Genomic DNA, 17,869 nt, shown 5'->3' on the forward strand with positions numbered 1-17,869 from the left:
GCCCCCGGAGACGGGGAACAGGCCGACGCGCCGGTCTACAGTTTCTCGGTGACCTCGTCGACGACGCTCTGCTCGAAGAAGACGACGACGTGGTCGCCCTCGCGGATCACGGTGTCCCCGCGGGGCGTGACGAGTTCTCCCTCGCGGGTGATCGCGCCGATGACGAGACAGGGCGGGAAGTCGTGGATCGACTCGCTGATCGGCCGGTCGACGAGCAGGGAGTCGGCGTCGACCTCGACCTCCATCACCTCCGCGCGGTCGTCCTCGATGAGCGCGACGTTCTCGGCGCCGCTCTCCTGGGTGAACCGGGTGATCTCCTCGGCGACGACCGCCCGCGGGCTGACGCCCACGTCGATGCCGACCGTCTCGAACAGGTCGACGTAGGCGGTCTGGTCGACGACCGCGACGGTCCGCTCGACGCCCAGGCGTGTCGCGAGCAGACACGAGAGGAGGTTCTTCTCGTCGGAGTCGAGCGCCGCGATGAGCACGTCCGCCTCGCCGACGCGCTCGCGCTCGAGAAACCCCACGTCGGTCGCGTCCGACTGCATGACGACTGTCTCCGGAAGGTCCTCCGCGAGCGTCCGTGCCCGGTCCTCGTCCTGCTCGATCAGCCGCGGGGAGAACCCGCGCTCGCCGAGCAGGCGGGCGGTGTGGTAGCCGATCTCGGAGCCGCCGACGATGACGACCTCCTCGCCGGTGCCGACGTGCTCCTCGGGTGCGACGTCGGCGGCGAAGCCGCGGACGCTCCCGGGCGACCCGATGACGACCGCGCGGTCGTCCGCCCGGATCACGGTCTCGCCGCGCGGGATCACCACCTCGTCGTCGCGCATGATCGACGCGAAGGTGAGTGAGTCGAAGCGGTCGGCCTCGCTGACGGTCTGGCCCACCAGCGGGCTCTCCTCGCTCACCACGAACTCCGCCATCTGCACCTTCCCGTCGGCGAACGGGTCCACGTCGCGGGCGGCCGGCAGGCCGATGACGCGGACGATGTTCTCGGCGGTGAGCAGGTTCGTACACACCATGAAGTCGATGCCGAACGCCGTGCGGGAGCGCTCCCACGTCCGGAGGTACTCGGTGTGTTTGATCCGGGCGATCGTGAACGCGTCGCTGACGGCCTTCGCGGTCGAGCAGGCGACGATGTTCGTCTCGTCGTCGTCGGTCGAGGCGACCACCATGTCGGCGTCGTCGATCCCCGCCTCCTCCAGCGTCGAGACGGCGGTGCCGTCGCCGTTGACCGTCAGCACGTCCAGCGAGTACGTCAGTTCCTCACAGCGCTCGTCGTCCCGCTCGACGATCACCACGTCGTGGGCGTCCGCGAGGTCCGCCGCGATGCTCTCGCCGACCTGCCCCGCGCCGATGATCAGGACCTGCACGGCGCGACCACCTGTTGCATGACGGGTCGTGTTCGGCGGAGGCGAATGAGCGTTCCGGAGTCGCGACGTCCGGCGCGAGCGGGCCCATCGGCGTCGCGTCCGGCCGTCTCCGGCGGTCGGGGACCCGATCCGGCCCTTCACAGGGACTCGGCCCGGTCGCGGACGTCGAGGCGGACGTCCCGCTCGCGACCCTCCAGGTCCGCGACCGCCCGGCGAACCACCCGTTCGGCCTCCTCGGCGACGAGCGACTTCACCCGGTCGAGCACCCACCCGAACGACACGAGCGGCGGCAGCGACACCGACGAGGAGTCGGCGGAGTCGGCGTCGAACCGGATCTCCAGCGTGACCCGACACCCCTCCCCGGCGTCGTCTGGGGCGTCCGCCGGGAGGTCGTCGTACGGCTCGATCACCCAGGCGCCGCGCGCGTCGATGTCCTTCAGGATCCGCCAGTCGATGCGCGTCGGCGGGTCCACGTCGGTCACCTCCGAGCGGGCGGTGTAGGAGAGCTTCCACCACGCGAACCGCAGCGCGTAGCGCGACCCCGGGCCGCCGTCGCCGTGCGTCCTCGATACCCGGTCCAGATACTCCGTGTACCGCTCGTAGCGCGGGAAATCGAGGAGGAACTCGTACGCCTCCTCCGGGGCGACGTACACGTCCGTCGAGACGACGAGCTCGTTCATGCACCCGGATCCGCCGGCCGAGGGGTAAGCGTTCGGGCGGCGGCCGTCGGGCGAGGGAACTCCGCCGGCTCGCCGGCGGACCCGACGAGAACACTCCGACGGGCGTCCGGCCGGCGGAACTGTGTAGTTTAGGTAGACCGAAAGTGTCTTTTGTACCACCGCGTCCATAGGACCTATGGCACGATCCAACGGCGGCGACGATCCGCTGACGCGGCGTGACTACGTGAAGTACGGCGGGGGAGTCCTCGGCGGGACGCTGCTGGCCGGCTGTACGGGCGACACCGGCGACGGGGACGGGTCGACGGAGACGACGGCGGAGGAGTCGACTCCCGAACCCGCGGAGACTGAAACCGAGACGGCGACGCCGGAGGACACCAGCTACACGGTGACGATGGCGCCCGTCGGGGACGTGACCTTCGAGGAGGTCCCGGAGACGTTCACCGTCTACGAGTCGGGCTACGCCGACATGGGGATCGCGCTGGGCAAGGGCGACGACCTGCTCGCCGTGGGGAACAAGGGCCGGTTCTACACGGACCACCTGGCGGAGCTCGACGGCGTCTCGGTGGACGAGTCGAAGATCACGCAGCTGCTCGGCGACTCCTACGCCATCGACTCGGAGCTGTTCTACGAGCTGGACAGCGACGTCCACCTGATCGACCCGCAGTGGCTGCTCAACAACGGCTTCTTCAAGCTGGAGCAGTCGGACCTCGAGAACGTTCGCGAGGACGTGGGGCCGTTCATCGGGAACACGATCTTCCGGCGGACGGACTCCTGGCACACCTACCGCTACTACACCATGTACGGCGCCTTCGAGAAGGTCGCGCAGGTGTTCCAGCGGCACGACCGCTACGAGGCGGTCAAGCGGATCCACGACGAGACCGTCGCCGACGTGCAGGCGAAGCTCCCCGCCCCCGACGCGCGGCCGAACGCGCTGCTCACGTTCGCCGGGGGGACCGAGCCCGAGGCGTTCTACCCCTACCGGCTCTCCGGGCTCGGCACGAACAAGAAGCAGTTCCACGACCTCGGGCTCTCCGACGCGCTCGCGGGGACCGGGATCCAGGGCCTCTCGACGAACGACCGCGGCCAGATCGACTACGAGACGATGCTCCAGGTCGACCCCGACTCGATCCTCGTTCGGGGCCACGAGGGACAGACGAGGGCGGAGTTCCGAGACACCGTGCTCGCGTTCATGAAGCAGCACGACGTGGCGTCGGAACTCACCGCGGTACAGGAGGGACGGGTGTTCCGTGGCGGCCCCATCTATCAGGGGCCGCTCCAGCACCTGTTCAACCTCGAACGGTTCGCGACGCTGTACTTCCCCGACCGGTTCTCCGGGGAACTGTTCTCGCGCGCGGAGCTGTCGGCGGCGGTCAACGGCGAGGCGTAGCGGGAGCGTCCTCGCGGCCGGGCCGGCGGGAAACGGGACGGACCGACATCCTTTTCAATTTTTAGGGCAGCCTAAAACTGTGAACCGGAACCGACGACGATTCATCGGCACGGTCGGCGCCGCGCTCGGCGCCGGACTGGCAGGGTGCACCAGTGACGGCGGCGGGTCGGAGTCGACGGAGACGGCGGACCCGACCGCGACGCCGGAGGACGAGGACGCGACCACAGCCGCGACCGACACCGACGACGACGGCTCCTACACGGCGTTCATCGAGCCCGTCGGCGAGGTGACCTTCGAGGAGGTGCCCGAGGCGTGGTTCACCTACAACGGCGCGTGGGCGGACATGGCGTTCGCGCTCGGGCAGCGCGAGGGGTTCCGCACCGCGGGCAACATGATCCCCGGGTTCTTTTTCGAGCCCTTCGGGCTGGACGTGCCCCCACAGTCGGAGCTGACGCCGCTGTGGCAGAACGGCGGGTGGGACAAGGAGACGTTCTACGAGCTCGACCCGGACGTGATCCTGATCGACCCGGAGTTCCTGGAGCGGGGGTGGGACGACTCCTGGGAGGAGGACGACACTGCCGAGATCCGGGAGAACGTCGCCCCCTTCTTCGGGAACAACTGCCGCCGCCGGCGGGAGTTCCACGACTACAAACTGTACACCCTCTACGGGGCCTTCGAGCGGCTCGCGGAGGCGTTTCAGGAGCGCGAGCGGTACGAGGCGTTCGCGAGCCTCCACGACGAGGTGCTGTCGGAGGTGCAATCCCGGCTCCCGGCCGAGGGCGACCGGGTGGAGATCGGGCTGATCAACGGCGGGTCCGAGCCGGACAAGGGGACGTTCTACCCGCTCGACACCCAGTCCGAGGGGTACGAGATGAAGCCGTACCGCGACCTGGGCGTGGGGAGCGCGTTCCCCGACGACGTCGCCGGCGAGATCGACTACGAGCAACTGCTCGAGGTGGATCCCGAGATCATCGTCGTTCACTGGGGGATCGGGACCACTACCCCGGACTCGGACGGCTTCTCCGCCGACGCGTTCTACGAGCAGTACGTGAAGCCGATGGAGGAGGACGGCGTCGGCAGTCAGCTCACCGCGGTGCAGAACGGGCGCGTGTACCCCGGCCAGTACGGCGAACAGGGCCCCATCACGAACCTCCTGCAGACTGAGATGACCGCACAGCAACTGTACCCGGAGGAGTTCGGCGAGTTCGATCCCGAGGCGTTCCCCGAGGTGCCCGAGGAGAACCGGCTGTTCGACCGGCAGCGCGTCCGCGACATCGTCGCGGGCGACCGTTGATGGCCGGAACGGACACGGTCGGGGACACCGCCGCGGGCGACCCGGAGACGGCCGTCGACCGCGACGTGCTCGTGATCGGCGGCGGCGCGGCCGGCCTCTCGGCGGCGACGTTCCTCGCCCGGTACGGCCTCGACACGCTCGTGCTCGCGCGCGGGACGTCCGCCATCGGCCAGTGCGCGCACCTGGAGAACTATCTCGGGTTCCCCGGCGGCGTCGCCCCCGACCGCTTCCTCGCGCTCGGGCGCGACCAGGTCGAGGTCGAGGGGGGCGCCGTCCGGGAGGAACTCGTCGAGCGCGTCGCTCCCGCCGACCTCGCGGACGCGGGCGTCGAGGACGGCGGCGTCGCCGGCGTCGACGCCGACCGGGGCGGGTTCCGCGTCGAGAGCGACGACGGCGAGTACCTCGTCCGGTACGTGCTCGCGGCGACGGCGTACGACGGCGACATGTTCGAGCCGTTCGCCGAGCGGGTCGAGACGGAGGAGAAGTACGGCATGGTCGCCACGGACGGGGGCCGGACGAGCGTCGAGGGCCTGTACGCCGCGGGCTGGATGACCGACGAGACGGTCCACCAGGCGGCCGTCGCCGCGGGTCACGGCGCGCGGGCGGCGGTGTCGCTCGTCCGGGACGACCTCGCCGCGCGCTACTGGCCGGCCGTCGCCGACCACTACGTCGACTGGGTAGTCCACGAGGGGCGCTACGGCGGCGACGGCTGGCGGGAGGACACCCGCGAGTGGTTCGAGAAGCGCGTCCTCGGCGACCGCGACCCGGACGACCCGCTCGCGGAGGCGGCGTTCGAGCACCTGTGCTCCGAGTTCCTCGACCGTCAGATCGACGGGTCGGAACGCGAGCGGCGCGACCGCGAGGGACAGCGCCGGCTGCTCGACCGCCTCGACGACGACGTGATCCGCGAGTACGCGGCCTCGCTGTCGGAGTCCGACATCGCCGAGTCGGCGCGGGCGACCGACGACGAGTAGGCGTCGCCCGACCGGGGGCCACACTCCGGCCCGTCGGCCGGGAGGTGAACTCCGTCGAACGGCCCGCCACGGTGATTTTATACACGCGGCAGCAGACCGGCGAACGACGAGGGCGCCCACCCCGCGGCGCCGGAGCACACATGGACCTATCGACGCACGTGACACGGGGAGACGTTGAGGGGGCGGCCGAGCGGCTGGCGGGGCTCCGGGACGCGCCCACCGCCGAGCGCAAGGACGCCCTGCGACGGCTCCGCGCCGCGACCGACGACGACCCGGCACCCGCGGCGCCGCTGGTCGACGACCTCGCGCCGTTCCTGACCGACGACGACCGGTCCGTCCGGCTGTCGACGGCGAAGGTGTTCGCGGCGGTCGCCGAGGCGGAGCCGGGCAGAGTGCTCAGCGCACGCGACGACCTGGCCGACCGGCTCGCCGACGAGGGGGAGTTCTACTACGTCCGGGCCCGGTGCGCGGAGGCGCTCGGCTACGCCGCCGTCGAGCGTCCCGAGGAGGTCGCCTCCCCGGAGCTGTTGGCGGACCTGCGGGTCGGGCTGGCGTTCGACGAGCCGGGGGTGCGGACGAAACTGGCGAAGGCGCTGGAGGGCATCGCGCTCGGCGACCCCGACAGGCTCCGGCATCAGGTGTCGGCGCTGGCGGAACACCTCGACGACGACGAGGAACTGGTGCGGTACCACCTCCTCACCGCGCTGACGGTCCTCGCGTGTGAGCACCCCGAACGGGTCGCCGAGGTCCGCGAGGAGGTGGCCGACCGCCTCGGCGACGAGGACCCCGTCGTCCGCGGCCGCGCGGCGGAGACGCTCGGGGTGCTCGCGCAGGCCGGGACCGCCAGGGACGGCGACGCGGACGACGACTCCCTCGCGGACCGGCTCGCGGCGATCGAGGACGCGGACGACGCGTTCCTCGCGGACCGCGTCGCGTTCGCGCTCGCGGCGCTCGACGGGAGGGGAACCGACCGCGAGTTCGAGGCGGTCGGGTCGGTCGAGGGCGTCCGGACGACCACCGCGGACGCCGTCGACGCGATCACCGCGCCCGACGGGAGCGAGTGCCCCCACTGCGACACCGTGGTCCCGCCCGACGCGCCGACGTGTCCGGTCTGCGGGGCGCCGCGCCGTCCGTGATTTAGGCCGACCGAAAGCCATATGCGCGGCCCGGCGAACCCCGTTCGTATGACCGACACAGACGAGGACGGCGGGCCGTCCCGACGCGAGTTCGCGAGGTACGGCGGCGCCGTCGTCGCCGGCGGCCTCCTCGCGGGCTGTACCGGCGGCGACGACGGGTCTACCGCGACCGAACCGGCCACGGAGACCGCGACCGCGTCGCCGACGGAGGGCGCCGAGGCGACGACCGCCGCGGCCGACGGATACGCCGTCTCGATGGCGCCGGTCGGGGAGGTGTCGTTCGAGTCCGTCCCGTCGGACGTCTCGGTGTACAGCCTCCTGTACGCGGACATGGCCGTCGCCTACGGCGCCGGCGACGCCGTCAACTCGCTCGGGTTCGACGCGGCCGCGGGCGGCAACACCCTCGACGCCTACTACGAGCGCCTCGACGGCGTCTCCTTCGACTACGGGGACCTGACCCAGCTCAACGCGGGGTCGGGGGAGATCCGCGTCGAGAAGGAGGTGTTCTACGAGCTGGACTCGGATCTCCACCTCATGGACCCGGCGCTGCTCGACTCGTTCAAGGGGTGGGAGCGCTCGGACGTGGAGGAGGTCGCCGCGAACGTCGCGCCGTTCCTCGGGAACACCTACAGCCGCACGCACGGGCAGCCGCCGGAGGGGTGGCGCGACGAGTACGAGTACTACGCGCTGTGGGACATCTCCGAGCGCGTCTCGCGGGTGTTCCGGGCGTCCGACGTGTACGGGGAACTGGCCGCGGTCCGCGACGAGATGCTCGACCGGATCCGATCGGGTCTCCCGCCGGAGTCCGAGCGACCGTCCGTCGCGGCGGTCATCTTCTTCGACGGGACGTTCTACCCCTCGAAGATCAACGCGCCCGGGTTCGCGAACGCCCACGTCAGGCCGCTCGGCGCGACCGACGCGTTCGCGGGGACGGACGCCGGCTTCGGGACGACCTACGACTACGAGACGCTCCTCGAGGTCGACCCGGACGTGATCCTCCACCAGTTCGGGATCGCCTCCTACTACGACGTGGCGTCGATCCGCGAGACGATCGCGGACGACCCCGTGGGCGGGCAGCTGACCGCGATCGAGACCGACCGGTTCTACGCGTCCGGGACCCCGGTGCAGGGACCGCTGATGAACCTGTTCCAGCTAGAGATGACGGCGAAGCAGCTGTACCCCGAGCAGTTCGGCGAGTGGCCCGAGTACGAGCACGGGGACCCGTACCCGGAGATCCCCGAGGGGGAGCGGCTGTTCGACCGCGAGCGCGTCGCCGAGGTCGTCGCCGGAGGGGAGTAGATGCCCGACCGGGACGTGGCGGTCGTCGGCGGCGGGCCGGCGGGCGCGACGGCGGCCGTGTTCCTCGCCCGCCGCGGCCTCGACACGGTCGTCTTCGACCGGGGGCGCTCCTCGATCGCCCGGTGTGCCCACCTGGAGAACTACCCGGGGTTCCCCGGGGGGATCGACGTCGGAACGCTGTACGACCTGCTCCACGACCACGTCGGGGCGGCCGGCGCCGCGGTCGTCGACGACATGGTCGAGTCGGTGGAACGGCTCGCCGACGGCGGCGACGAGGGCGGCGAGGGGTTCCTCGTACGCCCCCAGGAGGGCGACCCCGTCACGGCCCGTCGCGTCGTCGCGGCGACCCGCTACGACGGCGAGTACCTCCGGGGGCTCGACGACGAGGACGCGATGTTCGAGGAGCACGAACACGACGGCGAGACCCACGAGACGTTCGTCCGCGACTACGCCGACCGCGACGGGACCACCCCGGTCGAGGGCCTGTACGTCGCCTCGCCCTCCGACGAGGCGGACATGCAGGCGGTGGTCGCGGCCGGCCGGGGCGCCCGCGTGGCCCGCCGCGTCGTCGCGGACGCCCGCATCGACGACGGCTGGTGGGAGGACGTCGCGCTCGGGTACGACTGGGTGCGCCGGGAGTCGGCCCGCGACGAGGAGTGGGCCGACCGCGACAACTGGCGCGAGTGGTTCGACGACTACCACGGCGATGACGCCCCGGTCGACGCGGACTCCGACCGCTTCCGGCGGGTCCGCGAGGCGTTCCTCGACGAGCGCCTGGACCAGTACGTCTCCGACGGGGAGGTCGCCGACCGGACCCACCGGGGGCACGTCGCGCTCGCGGAGCACCTCGATCCCGCGGCCGTCGCCGACGCGCACGACCCCGCGGCCCTGCTCGACGAACTCGACGACGACGCCGTCCGCGCGTACCTCGCAGAGCGGGGCGAGCTGCCGGGCCCGGAGGCTAAGGAGTGACCGACGAGGCCGCCTTCGAGACGGAACTCGACGCCCACCGGGAGCGGGTCGACCGGCCGCTGTGGCGGCTCTTCCGTGCGTACACCCCCGGCCACGCCGCGTGGCTCGCCGTCGGACTCGTCACGAGCGTGATCGCCTACGGCACGGTGCTGGTGACGCCGATCGTGCTCGGGACGACCATCGACGCGGTGTTCGCACGGGAGAGCGCCTACGCCCTGCCGCTGGTCCCCGACGCGTGGCTTCCGACCGACCGGACGGCGCAGTTCTGGTTCTCGACAGCAGTCGTCGCCGCCGCGCTGCTGGGCGGGGCGGTCCTCCAGTGGGTCCGGGGGGTGGCGATCAACTACTTCGCCCACGGCGTTATGTACGCCATCCGGGTCGACGCCTACGAGAAGATGCAGCGCCTCGACATGACCTTCTTCGACAACAAGGAGACCGGCGAGGTCATGTCGATCCTCAACAACGACACGTCGAACCTAGAGACGTTCTTCGACAACGCGCTCGGGGATTCGGTTCGGATCGGAGTGATCGTCGTCGGCGTGACCGGCGCGCTGGTGTACACGAACCGGCAGCTCGCGCTGGTGACGCTCGGGGCGGTGCCGCTGCTCGTGGGGTTCACGTGGTGGTTCATGCGCGTCATCGAGCCGCGGTACACGCGCCACCGCGAGACGATCGGCGACCTCAACACCCGCATCGAGAACGGCCTCAGCGGCATCGAGCTGGTCAAGACCACGAGCACCGAGGACTACGAGAACGACCGCGTCCGCCGCGTGTCACGGGACGTTTTCGACGCCAACATGGACGTGCTGAAGCTGAGCTACTTCTACCGGCCGGGGATGGAACTCATCACGGGCGCGGCGCTGCTGGCGACGTTCGTGCTCGGGGGGCTGTGGGTGTTCTCCGGCCCGCCGCTGTTCTTCTAGGGCGAGCTCACGACCGGCGAGTTCGTCGTGTTCATGCTGCTCACCCAGCGGCTGACGGGGCCGATGGCCCAGCTCTCGAACATCGTCGACTGGTACGAGAACGCGAGGGCCTCGGGCAAGCGCATCTGCGGCCTGATGGACGTCCCCGTCCGCATCGAGGACGCGCCGAATGCCATCGCGCTGGACGAGGTCGAGGGGCGCGTCGAGTACGACGACGTCACCTTCGCCTACGGTGACGGCGGGACGCGAGAGGACCCGGGTTCCTCGAGCGAGGACCGGCGCGACCCGGAAAACGGCGAGCCAGTCCTCGACGGCGTCGACATCGAGGCCGAGCCGGGCGAGACGGTCGCCATCGTCGGGCCGACCGGCGCGGGGAAGTCCACCGTCGCCAAACTCCTCCTGCGGCTGTACGATGTGACCGACGGCGCCGTCCGGGTCGACGGCCACGACGTGCGCGACGTGCGCCTCGCGGACCTGCGCTCGGCGATCGGCTACGTGAGCCAGGACACCTTCCTGTTCGACGGGACGGTCGCGGAGAACGTCCGCTACGGCCGGTTCGACGCCGACCGCGAGGACGTCGTCGCCGCGGCGGAGGCGGCGGAGGCGCACGCCTTCATCGAGGGGCTCTCGGAGGGGTACGACACCCGCGTCGGCGAGCGCGGCGTGAAACTCTCGGGCGGACAGCGCCAGCGGATCGCAATCGCGCGCACGGTCCTGCAGGACCCCGAGATACTCCTGCTCGACGAGGCGACGAGCGCCGTCGACACCGAGACGGAGTACCTGATCCAGCGGTCGCTCGACCGGCTGGCGGCCGACCGGACGACGCTGGTGATCGCCCACCGGCTCTCGACGGTGAAGGACGCCGACACGATCGTCGTGCTGGACGACGGCGAGGTGGTCGAGCGCGGCACCCACGAGGAACTGCTCGGGACGGACGGCCTCTACGCGAGCCTCTGGGGGGTGCAGGCGGGGGAGGTCGAGTCGCTCCCCGAGGACTTCCTCGCGCGGACCGCCGGGTCGTCGGCGGAGCGGTGAGGCCCGCCCCCAACGATCGACGTGTTTTTGTATTATTAGGCGAGCCTAAAAACATGGCAGACGACGCCACCGGACGGGAGGTACCAACGCGCAGGGACTACGTGAAGTACGGCGGCGGCGTCATCGGCGGGACGCTGCTGGCCGGCTGTGCGGGACAGGGCGACGGCGGCGAGTCCTCGCCCACGGCGACCGAGACGCCGACGGACGAGGCCACGCCGACGGAGACGCCGGAGGACACCAGCTACTCGGTGACGATGTCGCCGGTGGGCGAGGTCACCTTCGAGGAGGTGCCCTCGAACGTGATGGCCTACAGCCCGCAGTACGCGGACATGCTCGTCGCGCTGGGGCACGACGACTCCCTCAACTCCCTCGGGTTCCTCTCGTACGCGGAGACGCTGACGTACTTCTTCGACCACCTCGACGGGGTCTCCTTCGACGCCGAGGGGCTCACGGAGCTGTTCTCGAACGGCTCGTTCGACAAGGAGATCCTGTACGAGCTCGACAGCGACGTCCACCTCATGGACCCGGCGTGGCTGTCGGCGTTCGACAACTGGTCGAAGGCGGACACCGAGGAGGTCGTCGAGAACGTCGGGCCGTTCTTCGCGAACCGCTACAGCCGCGAGCACACCCAGCCTCCCGAGGGATGGCGCGACGGCTACCGGTACTACACCATCTGGGAGATCACGGAGAAGGTCTCGCAGGTGTTCCGGGAGCCCGAGCGGTTCGCGGCCCTGCAGGAGGAGTACGAGAAGCTGTACGCGACCATCCGATCGAACCTCCCGCCGCGGAGCGAGCGGCCGAGCGTCGGGTTGGTCGCCTTCTACGAGGGGGAGTTCTACCCGTACAAGATCTCGGGCCCGGGCTTCGGGAAGGCCCACACCCGGCCGATGGGCGCCCGCGACGCCTTCGCCGACAGCGACCGCACGTACGACGAGAACTACGGCGCGTCCTACGACTACGAGGGGATGCTGGAGGTCGACCCCGACGTGATCCTCCACAACTTCGCGGTGACGCCGTTCTACGACTGGGACGAGGTGAAGGCGACCGTCTCGGAGGACCCGGTCGGCTCGGAGCTGACCGCGGTGCGGAACGACCGATTCTACGCGTCCGGGCAGTCGTTCCAGGGCCCGCTGCAGAACCTCCTCCAGCTGGAGATGACCGCCAAGCAGCTCTACCCAGAGCAGTTCGGCGAGTGGCCCCGGTTCGAGGAGGGCGACACCTACCCCGACTTCCCCGAGGAGGAACAGCTGTTCGACCACCAGCGGGTAGCCGACGTCATCAACGGAGACCGCTAACGATGAACGGCGACACCGAGGACGCGAACACCGAACCGACGGGAGCACCGACGCGGAGGGACTACGTGAAGTACGGCGGCGCCGTCGTCGGCGGCGGGCTGCTCGCCGGCTGTACCGGCGGGAGCGGCGGCGACGCCGCCACCGACACGGCTGGCGACGCGGACACGCCGACCCGGACGACCGAGAACCGCTCCTACACCGTGACGATGGAGCCGTCGGGGGAGGTGACGTTCGAGTCGCCCCCCAAACGCTGGATGGCCTACTTCAGCACCTACGGCGACATGGCCATCGCGCTCGGTCAGCTGGACGGCCTCGCGGGGCTGATCTTCACCGAGAACTGGCCGCTCCAGTTCTACGACGCGCTCCCCGGCGTCGACGTCGACTTCGACGACGTCCCGCAGCTCATGGGCGACGGCGGCATCGACAAGGAGGCGTTCTACGAGCTGGACTGCGACGTCCACCTGTTCGACCCGAACTTCATCCAGCTCCTCGACGACAACTGGACCGACGAGGACTTCGCGGAGGTCGAACGGGAGGTCGGGCCGATCGTCGGCAACTCCATCCGCCGCCGCGGCGCCGACTGGCACGACTACCCCTACTACTCGCTGTACGAGGCGTTCGGGAAGGTGGCGGAGGTGTTCCGCGAGCCCGAGCGCTACGAGGCGGTCGCGTCAGTTCACGATGAGCTCCAGTCGACGATCGACGCGGACCTCCCGCCCGAAGGGGATCGCCCGTCGGTGGGGCTCCTGTCGGTAAACTCCGACTTCGAGAACGGGTCCTTCTACGCGTACCCGGTCCACGGCGGCAACGGCCACAAGCAGTACCGCGACCTGGGGATGCGCGGCGCGTTCGACGACGAGATCGACGGGAGCTACGCCGAGTGGGACTACGAACAGCTCCTGGAGGTCGACCCGGACGTGCTGCTGTTCCAGTACGGCTTCTCGCACGTCTCGGCCGAGGAGTTCGAGGCACGCATGGAGCGCATGCGCGACGACCCGGTGGGGAGCCAGCTCTCGGCGGTCCAGAACGATCGGCTCTACCGCGGGGGCACCTCCTACCAGGGGCCCGTGATCAACCTCTTCCAGACGGAGATCGCCGCCAAGCAGTTCTACCCGGACGCGTTCGGCGAGTGGCGCGGCGTCGGCGAGACGCCGGAGGGCGAGCGGCTCTTCGACCGCGAGCGCGTCGCGAGCGCGATCGACGGCGACATCTGACCGCGGGACGGCCCGAGCGGCTCCCGCGGCGGTCGCCCCGGCGACTGTCCGTCCTCCCATCCATGATCGGAACCACCCTCGGCGACCTCAGACGGCACATCGAATCGCTCGCCGACCCGGACGGCGACTACCGGCTGGTGTGCGCACGGACCGGCGACCGACCGGTACCCGCCGACGGGCTCGCGTTCGACGGCCGGGCGACCGCGCGGGCGGCCGCCAGGAGCACCGAGCAGTACCGTGCGGCGCTGCGCCGGTACGACCCGCAACTTCCCGTGTACGACGTGATCGCCTGTCAGGTGACGGAGGACGTCACGTCGCCGGGACGCGCCGTCGACGGCACCGAACCCGGGCCCGGCCCGCGACAGGAGCGGCCCGAGGGGAACGCGACCGCGCGCTCGGCGATCGACTACTGTCACACCGTCGCGGGGGTCGTCTTCGAGGCCATCGCCGACTCGCCGCACACGGCCCTCCAGGACGCCATCATGGACACGTACCTGGAATCGGCAGAGGAGCTCGACGGGCCGGACGACCTCTGCCTCCGGCTGCTGCGGAGCATCGCCGCGGAGCTGTCCGCCCGGCTGGAGTCGTCGGAGCTGACCGATGTGCTGCGGGCGGCGGGCGAGCGGATGCCCGACTCCGAGGCGGAGGCCGACGACCCCGTCGCCGCCGCGCTCGCCGAACTCGAGTCGGCCGGGATGCTCCGGTCGTACGAGGTGTCGGCCCCGTCGGTCGACATCGACGCGGCGGCGCGGCGGTGGCGGGTCGAGTTCGAGGGGTACGCGCTCGCGGACGACGACCGGGTCGTGACGCTCCCGGTCGTCGTCGCGCTGTTCCGCCGGGCGTCGGTCCGCTCCATCGCTATCGCGTCCGTCGAGCGATCGGGGGAGGGTCGATGGACGCTGGCGCTGACGACGAACGGCGGCGACGGGCCGACCGGGCTCACCAGCGTGCGTCCCCGGTCCTGACGACCGTCGCCCGCTTCGACACGCTTTTCAACGCTTAGGCTAGCCTAAATCGTATGCAACGGAAGGGGGTCGACCGTGGCCGGTGAGACGCGCGAGACGGTCCCGGACGTGGAGGGGACGTTCTCGTGGGTCGACACCTCGCTGGTGACCGTGATGGTCGCGAGCACGGCGGTCGTCGTCGCCTCGGGGCTCGTGCAGGTGAGCTTCGGCGCGTTCACCATGTCTGTGGGGACGGCGTGGTCGGCGGTGTTCGACCCGCTGGTGTGGACGAATCCCCAGGTGCTGTTGCGGCTGTTTCTCGGCGAGGGGTTCGGCAACGCCGTCGCGAACGCGCTGGGGCTCTCGACGGCGTCGGTCGACCTCCCGAAGGAGACGCTCATCGTCTGGCAGATCCGGATGCCGCGGGTGGTCGTCGGGGTGCTCGTCGGCGCGAACCTCGCGGTCTCGGGCGCGGTGTTCCAGGCGGTCACCCGGAACGAACTCGCGTCGCCGTTCATCCTCGGCGTCTCCGCGGGCGCGGGGCTGGCCATCCTCCTGTCGCTCATCGTCTTCACCGGGTTCGCGACGTTCCTCCCCCTGGTCGCCGCCGGCGGCGGCGCGGTCGCCTTCCTGCTCGTGTACGTCATCGCCTGGCAAGGCGGCACCAGCCCCGTCCGGCTCGTCCTCGCGGGCGTCATCGTCTCGACGGTGTTCGGGTCGCTCCAGACGGCGCTGTTCTTCTTCGCGGACGACCTCGGCGTCGTTCAGTCGGCCATCGCGTGGACGACCGGCTCGCTCACCGGCGTCGACTGGGAGCAGGTGCGGATGGCGCTCCCGTGGACGTTCGTCGCGGTGCCGTTGACGCTCGTCGGGGCCAGACAGCTGAACGTCCTCCTGCTGGGCGAGCGGACGGCCCGGTCGCTGGGGATGTCCGTCGAGCGCGTCCGCTTCGCGCTGTCGGCGGTGGCGGTGCTGGCGGCCGGCACCGCCATCGCCGTCGCCGGCATCGTCGGCTTCGTCGGGCTCATCGTCCCCCACATGGTCCGCCAGCTCGTCGGCTCCGACTACAAGCGCCTCGTCGTCGCGTGCGTGTTCGCGGGGCCGGCGCTCGTCACGCTCGCCGACGTGGGTGCGCGCCTCGCGCTCTCGCCCGCACAGCTCCCGGTCGGCATCGTCACGGGCCTCGTCGGCGGCCCGTACTTCCTGTACCTGATGCGCAAGCAGGAGGGACTCGGCGACCTATGACCCGCGACGACGGACACGACGTCGACGAGCCCGTTCACGACGGTGACAGCCGGGGAGACGCCGCCCGCGGCGACGGCGGCGCCGCGGTCGAGCCGCCCGAGGCCGACGTGGAGCCGGCGGGAAGCGACGGGGACGCGTCTCCCGGGCCCGGCCCGGACGCCGATCCCGGGGAGGCGAGCGACGTCGCGGCCGACTCCCCCCGGCTGTCGATCAGCGACATCGCGCTGTCGTACGGGGACGGCGACCCCGTCGTCGAGGCCGACCGGCTGGAGGTGCCCGCCGGCGAGATCACGGCGCTGATCGGCCCGAACGGCAGCGGCAAGTCGACGCTGCTGAAGTCGATGAACGCGGAGCTCGCCCCGGACCGCGGCGCTGTGACCTTCGACGGCCGCGACGTGGAGGAGTACGGGACGACGGAGCTGGCGCGCAGGCTCGGCCTGCTCTCACAGGAGCACGTCGCGCCGGACTCGACGACGGTGCGCGAGCTCGCCACGCACGGACGCTACCCCCACCGCGGCTTCTTCGAGGGGATGCGCGAGGAGGACTACCGCGCGGTCGACCGCGCCATCGAGCGCGTCGGCGTCGAGCACCTCGCGGACCGGCCCGTCGGCGACCTCTCGGGCGGGCAGGGCCAGCTCGCGTGGCTGGCGATGGTGCTCGCGCAGGAGACGGACGCGCTCCTGCTGGACGAGCCGACCACGTTCCTCGACCTGCACCACCAGCTCCGGGTGCTCGACGCCGTCCGGGAGCTGAACGAGGACCACGGCGTGACCGTCTGCGTCGTCCTCCACGACATCGGACAGGCGGCCCGCTTCGCGGACAACCTCATCGCGCTCAAGGACGGCGAGCCCTACGAGTGGGGGCCGCCGGACGAGGTCATCAACGAGCAGCTCCTCCGGGACGTGTTCGGCGTCGAGGCCGAGGTCGGCTTCGGCCCCGACGGCCCCCGCGTTATCCCCCGACGGGCGATAGACGAGGAGTGATGGCGTCCGGGACGGACGAAGCGTAGGGGCGCCCCGGACGGTCGACCCGTCCGAGCGTCGCCGCACGCGTCGCCGGCGCGGTTCGCCGCTTCCCGGGCCCGGATATCGCGGCCCCCGCGACACGCGCCGGGAACGCAACGGTCAACCATCCCCGGCGTCGACTGCCGACGACTCCCGTGTCCGTCGCTTCGAACCTCGCGTTCATGCTCGCTCTCCTCGGTGTCGGCCTCGCCGGCCGCCGGGCCGGCCTGCTCACGCCCCGCCGGCGGGACGCCCTCACCGACGCCGCGTTCTTCCTCGCGTTGCCCGCGCTCGTGTACAGTTCGACGTACGCCCAGCCGCTCGGGGAGGTGCTGTCGGTCCGCCTCGTCGCGGGCGTGGCCGGCGTCCTCGCCGCCGGAATCGGTCTGAGCTGGCTCGTCCACCGCCGCCGTCCCGACGCCGCCGCCCGGAGCGTCGCCCTCGTCCAGTCGTATCACTCCAACCTCGGCTTCCTCGGTCTCCCCATCGTCGCCGCCACCTTCGGCGCCGGCGCCGTCGAGGCGGGGAAGGCGAGCGTGATCCTCGGCGTCGGGGCGCTCGTCCAGGTACCGGCCACGGTCACGCTGCTGTCGCTCGCCAACGACGCCGACGCGGACCTCGTCGGCGAGGCCGCGTCGCTGGTCCGGAACCCGGTGCTGCTCGCGCTCGGGGGCGGGCTCGGCTCGGCGGCGGTCGGGTGGGCGCCGCCCGCCCCCGCCGTGACCGGCCTCTCGTGGCTCGCGGAGGCGGCGCTCCCGCTCGCCCTGCTCGGCGTGGGGGCGTCACTCGCCCTCGACGGCGCCTCGATCGACTACCCCACGGTCGGCGCCGTCGCGGGGATGAAACTGCTCGCGATGCCGCTGAACGCGCTCGTCGTGTTCTCGGCGCTGGGCGGCGCGCACTCGACCGTCCGCGCGGGCGTCGTCATGTTCGCGATGCCGACGGCGGTGTCGACGTTCGTCTACGCGACCGCGCTCGACGGCGACGCCGGCCTCGCGTCGATCAACGTGTTCGCGACGACCGTGCTCTCGGTCGTGACGCTGCTGCCCGTGCTGTGGGTGCTCGGGTGACCGGGAAGCGGGCTCGCCGCCGGT

14 protein-coding genes and 1 pseudogene are annotated in these 17,869 nt (G+C 71.1%); 13 read left to right on the plus strand and 2 right to left on the minus strand.

The window, feature by feature from the left end:
• Window positions 1–35 precede the first annotated feature (35 nt).
• Together trkA and ACQUQ1_RS09305 are read right to left on the minus strand one after the other, a co-directional pair.
• Window positions 36–1,373, minus strand: a complete 1,338-nt coding sequence (gene trkA, locus ACQUQ1_RS09300) for a Trk system potassium transporter TrkA (protein ID WP_435064000.1) — start codon at window positions 1,371–1,373, stop codon at window positions 36–38.
• 137 nt (window positions 1,374–1,510) lie between these two features.
• On the minus strand, window positions 1,511–2,053 hold the full coding sequence (locus ACQUQ1_RS09305) for an SRPBCC family protein (protein ID WP_435064001.1): 543 nt from the start codon (window positions 2,051–2,053) through the stop codon (window positions 1,511–1,513).
• 175 nt (window positions 2,054–2,228) lie between these two features.
• Between ACQUQ1_RS09305 and ACQUQ1_RS09310 the strand changes: the two genes are divergently transcribed.
• The 13 genes and pseudogenes from ACQUQ1_RS09310 (at window position 2,229) to ACQUQ1_RS09370 (ending at window position 17,845) form a co-directional block, all read left to right on the plus strand.
• Window positions 2,229–3,440, plus strand: coding sequence for an ABC transporter substrate-binding protein (locus tag ACQUQ1_RS09310; RefSeq protein ID WP_435064002.1), 1,212 nt, complete (start codon window positions 2,229–2,231; stop codon window positions 3,438–3,440).
• A gap of 79 nt (window positions 3,441–3,519) precedes the next feature.
• Window positions 3,520–4,734 carry an ABC transporter substrate-binding protein gene (locus ACQUQ1_RS09315; protein ID WP_435064003.1) on the plus strand — a complete coding sequence of 405 codons (1,215 nt, stop codon included), beginning with the start codon at window positions 3,520–3,522 and terminating at the stop codon, window positions 4,732–4,734.
• Entirely contained in the window at window positions 4,734–5,708 is a 975-nt protein-coding gene (locus tag ACQUQ1_RS09320; protein ID WP_435064004.1) for an FAD-dependent oxidoreductase, read from the plus strand. Before ACQUQ1_RS09315 ends, ACQUQ1_RS09320 begins: the two co-directional genes overlap by 1 nt.
• 140 nt (window positions 5,709–5,848) lie before the next feature.
• Complete coding sequence (locus tag ACQUQ1_RS09325; protein ID WP_435064005.1) at window positions 5,849–6,844, plus strand: sister chromatid cohesion protein PDS5; 996 nt, start codon at window positions 5,849–5,851, stop codon at window positions 6,842–6,844.
• A gap of 48 nt (window positions 6,845–6,892) precedes the next feature.
• Window positions 6,893–8,143 carry an ABC transporter substrate-binding protein gene (locus ACQUQ1_RS09330; RefSeq protein ID WP_435064006.1) on the plus strand — a complete coding sequence of 417 codons (1,251 nt, stop codon included), beginning with the start codon at window positions 6,893–6,895 and terminating at the stop codon, window positions 8,141–8,143.
• Complete coding sequence (locus ACQUQ1_RS09335) at window positions 8,144–9,115, plus strand: FAD-dependent oxidoreductase (RefSeq protein ID WP_435064007.1); 972 nt, start codon at window positions 8,144–8,146, stop codon at window positions 9,113–9,115.
• Window positions 9,112–11,073, plus strand: a pseudogene (locus tag ACQUQ1_RS09340) (ABC transporter ATP-binding protein). The gene ACQUQ1_RS09335 and the pseudogene ACQUQ1_RS09340 overlap by 4 nt, the downstream one beginning before the upstream one ends.
• Window positions 11,074–11,126: 53 nt before the next feature.
• Window positions 11,127–12,368, plus strand: a complete 1,242-nt coding sequence (locus ACQUQ1_RS09345; RefSeq protein ID WP_435064008.1) for an ABC transporter substrate-binding protein — start codon at window positions 11,127–11,129, stop codon at window positions 12,366–12,368.
• 2 nt (window positions 12,369–12,370) lie between these two features.
• A complete protein-coding gene (locus tag ACQUQ1_RS09350; RefSeq protein WP_435064009.1) occupies window positions 12,371–13,582 on the plus strand; it encodes an ABC transporter substrate-binding protein in 1,212 nt (403 codons plus the stop codon).
• A 62-nt stretch (window positions 13,583–13,644) separates the two neighbouring features.
• Window positions 13,645–14,547 carry a DUF7551 domain-containing protein gene (locus ACQUQ1_RS09355; RefSeq protein WP_435064010.1) on the plus strand — a complete coding sequence of 301 codons (903 nt, stop codon included), beginning with the start codon at window positions 13,645–13,647 and terminating at the stop codon, window positions 14,545–14,547.
• Between the two features lie 153 nt (window positions 14,548–14,700).
• A complete protein-coding gene (locus ACQUQ1_RS09360) occupies window positions 14,701–15,771 on the plus strand; it encodes a FecCD family ABC transporter permease (RefSeq protein ID WP_435064129.1) in 1,071 nt (356 codons plus the stop codon).
• Window positions 15,768–16,754 carry an ABC transporter ATP-binding protein gene (locus ACQUQ1_RS09365; RefSeq protein ID WP_435064011.1) on the plus strand — a complete coding sequence of 329 codons (987 nt, stop codon included), beginning with the start codon at window positions 15,768–15,770 and terminating at the stop codon, window positions 16,752–16,754. Before ACQUQ1_RS09360 ends, ACQUQ1_RS09365 begins: the two co-directional genes overlap by 4 nt.
• Before the next feature lie 176 nt (window positions 16,755–16,930).
• On the plus strand, window positions 16,931–17,845 hold the full coding sequence (locus tag ACQUQ1_RS09370; RefSeq protein ID WP_435064012.1) for an AEC family transporter: 915 nt from the start codon (window positions 16,931–16,933) through the stop codon (window positions 17,843–17,845).
• The last annotated feature ends 24 nt before the right edge of the window (window positions 17,846–17,869 follow it).

Origin of the sequence: Halobaculum sp. EA56 (assembly GCF_051195075.1) — an archaeon.
Taxonomy (GTDB): Archaea; Halobacteriota; Halobacteria; order Halobacteriales; family Haloferacaceae; genus Halobaculum.

Bases quoted from the DNA above. Each gene is read 5' to 3' on its own strand.
- ACQUQ1_RS09305 (WP_435064001.1), bottom strand. From the start codon at position 2,053: ATGAACGAGCTCGTCGTCTCGACGGACGTGTACGTCGCCCCGGAGGAG.
- ACQUQ1_RS09310 (WP_435064002.1), top strand. From the start codon at position 2,229: ATGGCACGATCCAACGGCGGCGACGATCCGCTGACGCGGCGTGACTAC.
- ACQUQ1_RS09320 (WP_435064004.1), top strand. From the start codon at position 4,734: ATGGCCGGAACGGACACGGTCGGGGACACCGCCGCGGGCGACCCGGAG.
- ACQUQ1_RS09325 (WP_435064005.1), top strand. From the start codon at position 5,849: ATGGACCTATCGACGCACGTGACACGGGGAGACGTTGAGGGGGCGGCC.
- ACQUQ1_RS09330 (WP_435064006.1), top strand. From the start codon at position 6,893: ATGACCGACACAGACGAGGACGGCGGGCCGTCCCGACGCGAGTTCGCG.
- ACQUQ1_RS09335 (WP_435064007.1), top strand. From the start codon at position 8,144: ATGCCCGACCGGGACGTGGCGGTCGTCGGCGGCGGGCCGGCGGGCGCG.
- ACQUQ1_RS09345 (WP_435064008.1), top strand. From the start codon at position 11,127: ATGGCAGACGACGCCACCGGACGGGAGGTACCAACGCGCAGGGACTAC.
- ACQUQ1_RS09350 (WP_435064009.1), top strand. From the start codon at position 12,371: ATGAACGGCGACACCGAGGACGCGAACACCGAACCGACGGGAGCACCG.
- ACQUQ1_RS09355 (WP_435064010.1), top strand. From the start codon at position 13,645: ATGATCGGAACCACCCTCGGCGACCTCAGACGGCACATCGAATCGCTC.
- ACQUQ1_RS09360 (WP_435064129.1), top strand. From the start codon at position 14,701: ATGGTCGCGAGCACGGCGGTCGTCGTCGCCTCGGGGCTCGTGCAGGTG.
- ACQUQ1_RS09365 (WP_435064011.1), top strand. From the start codon at position 15,768: ATGACCCGCGACGACGGACACGACGTCGACGAGCCCGTTCACGACGGT.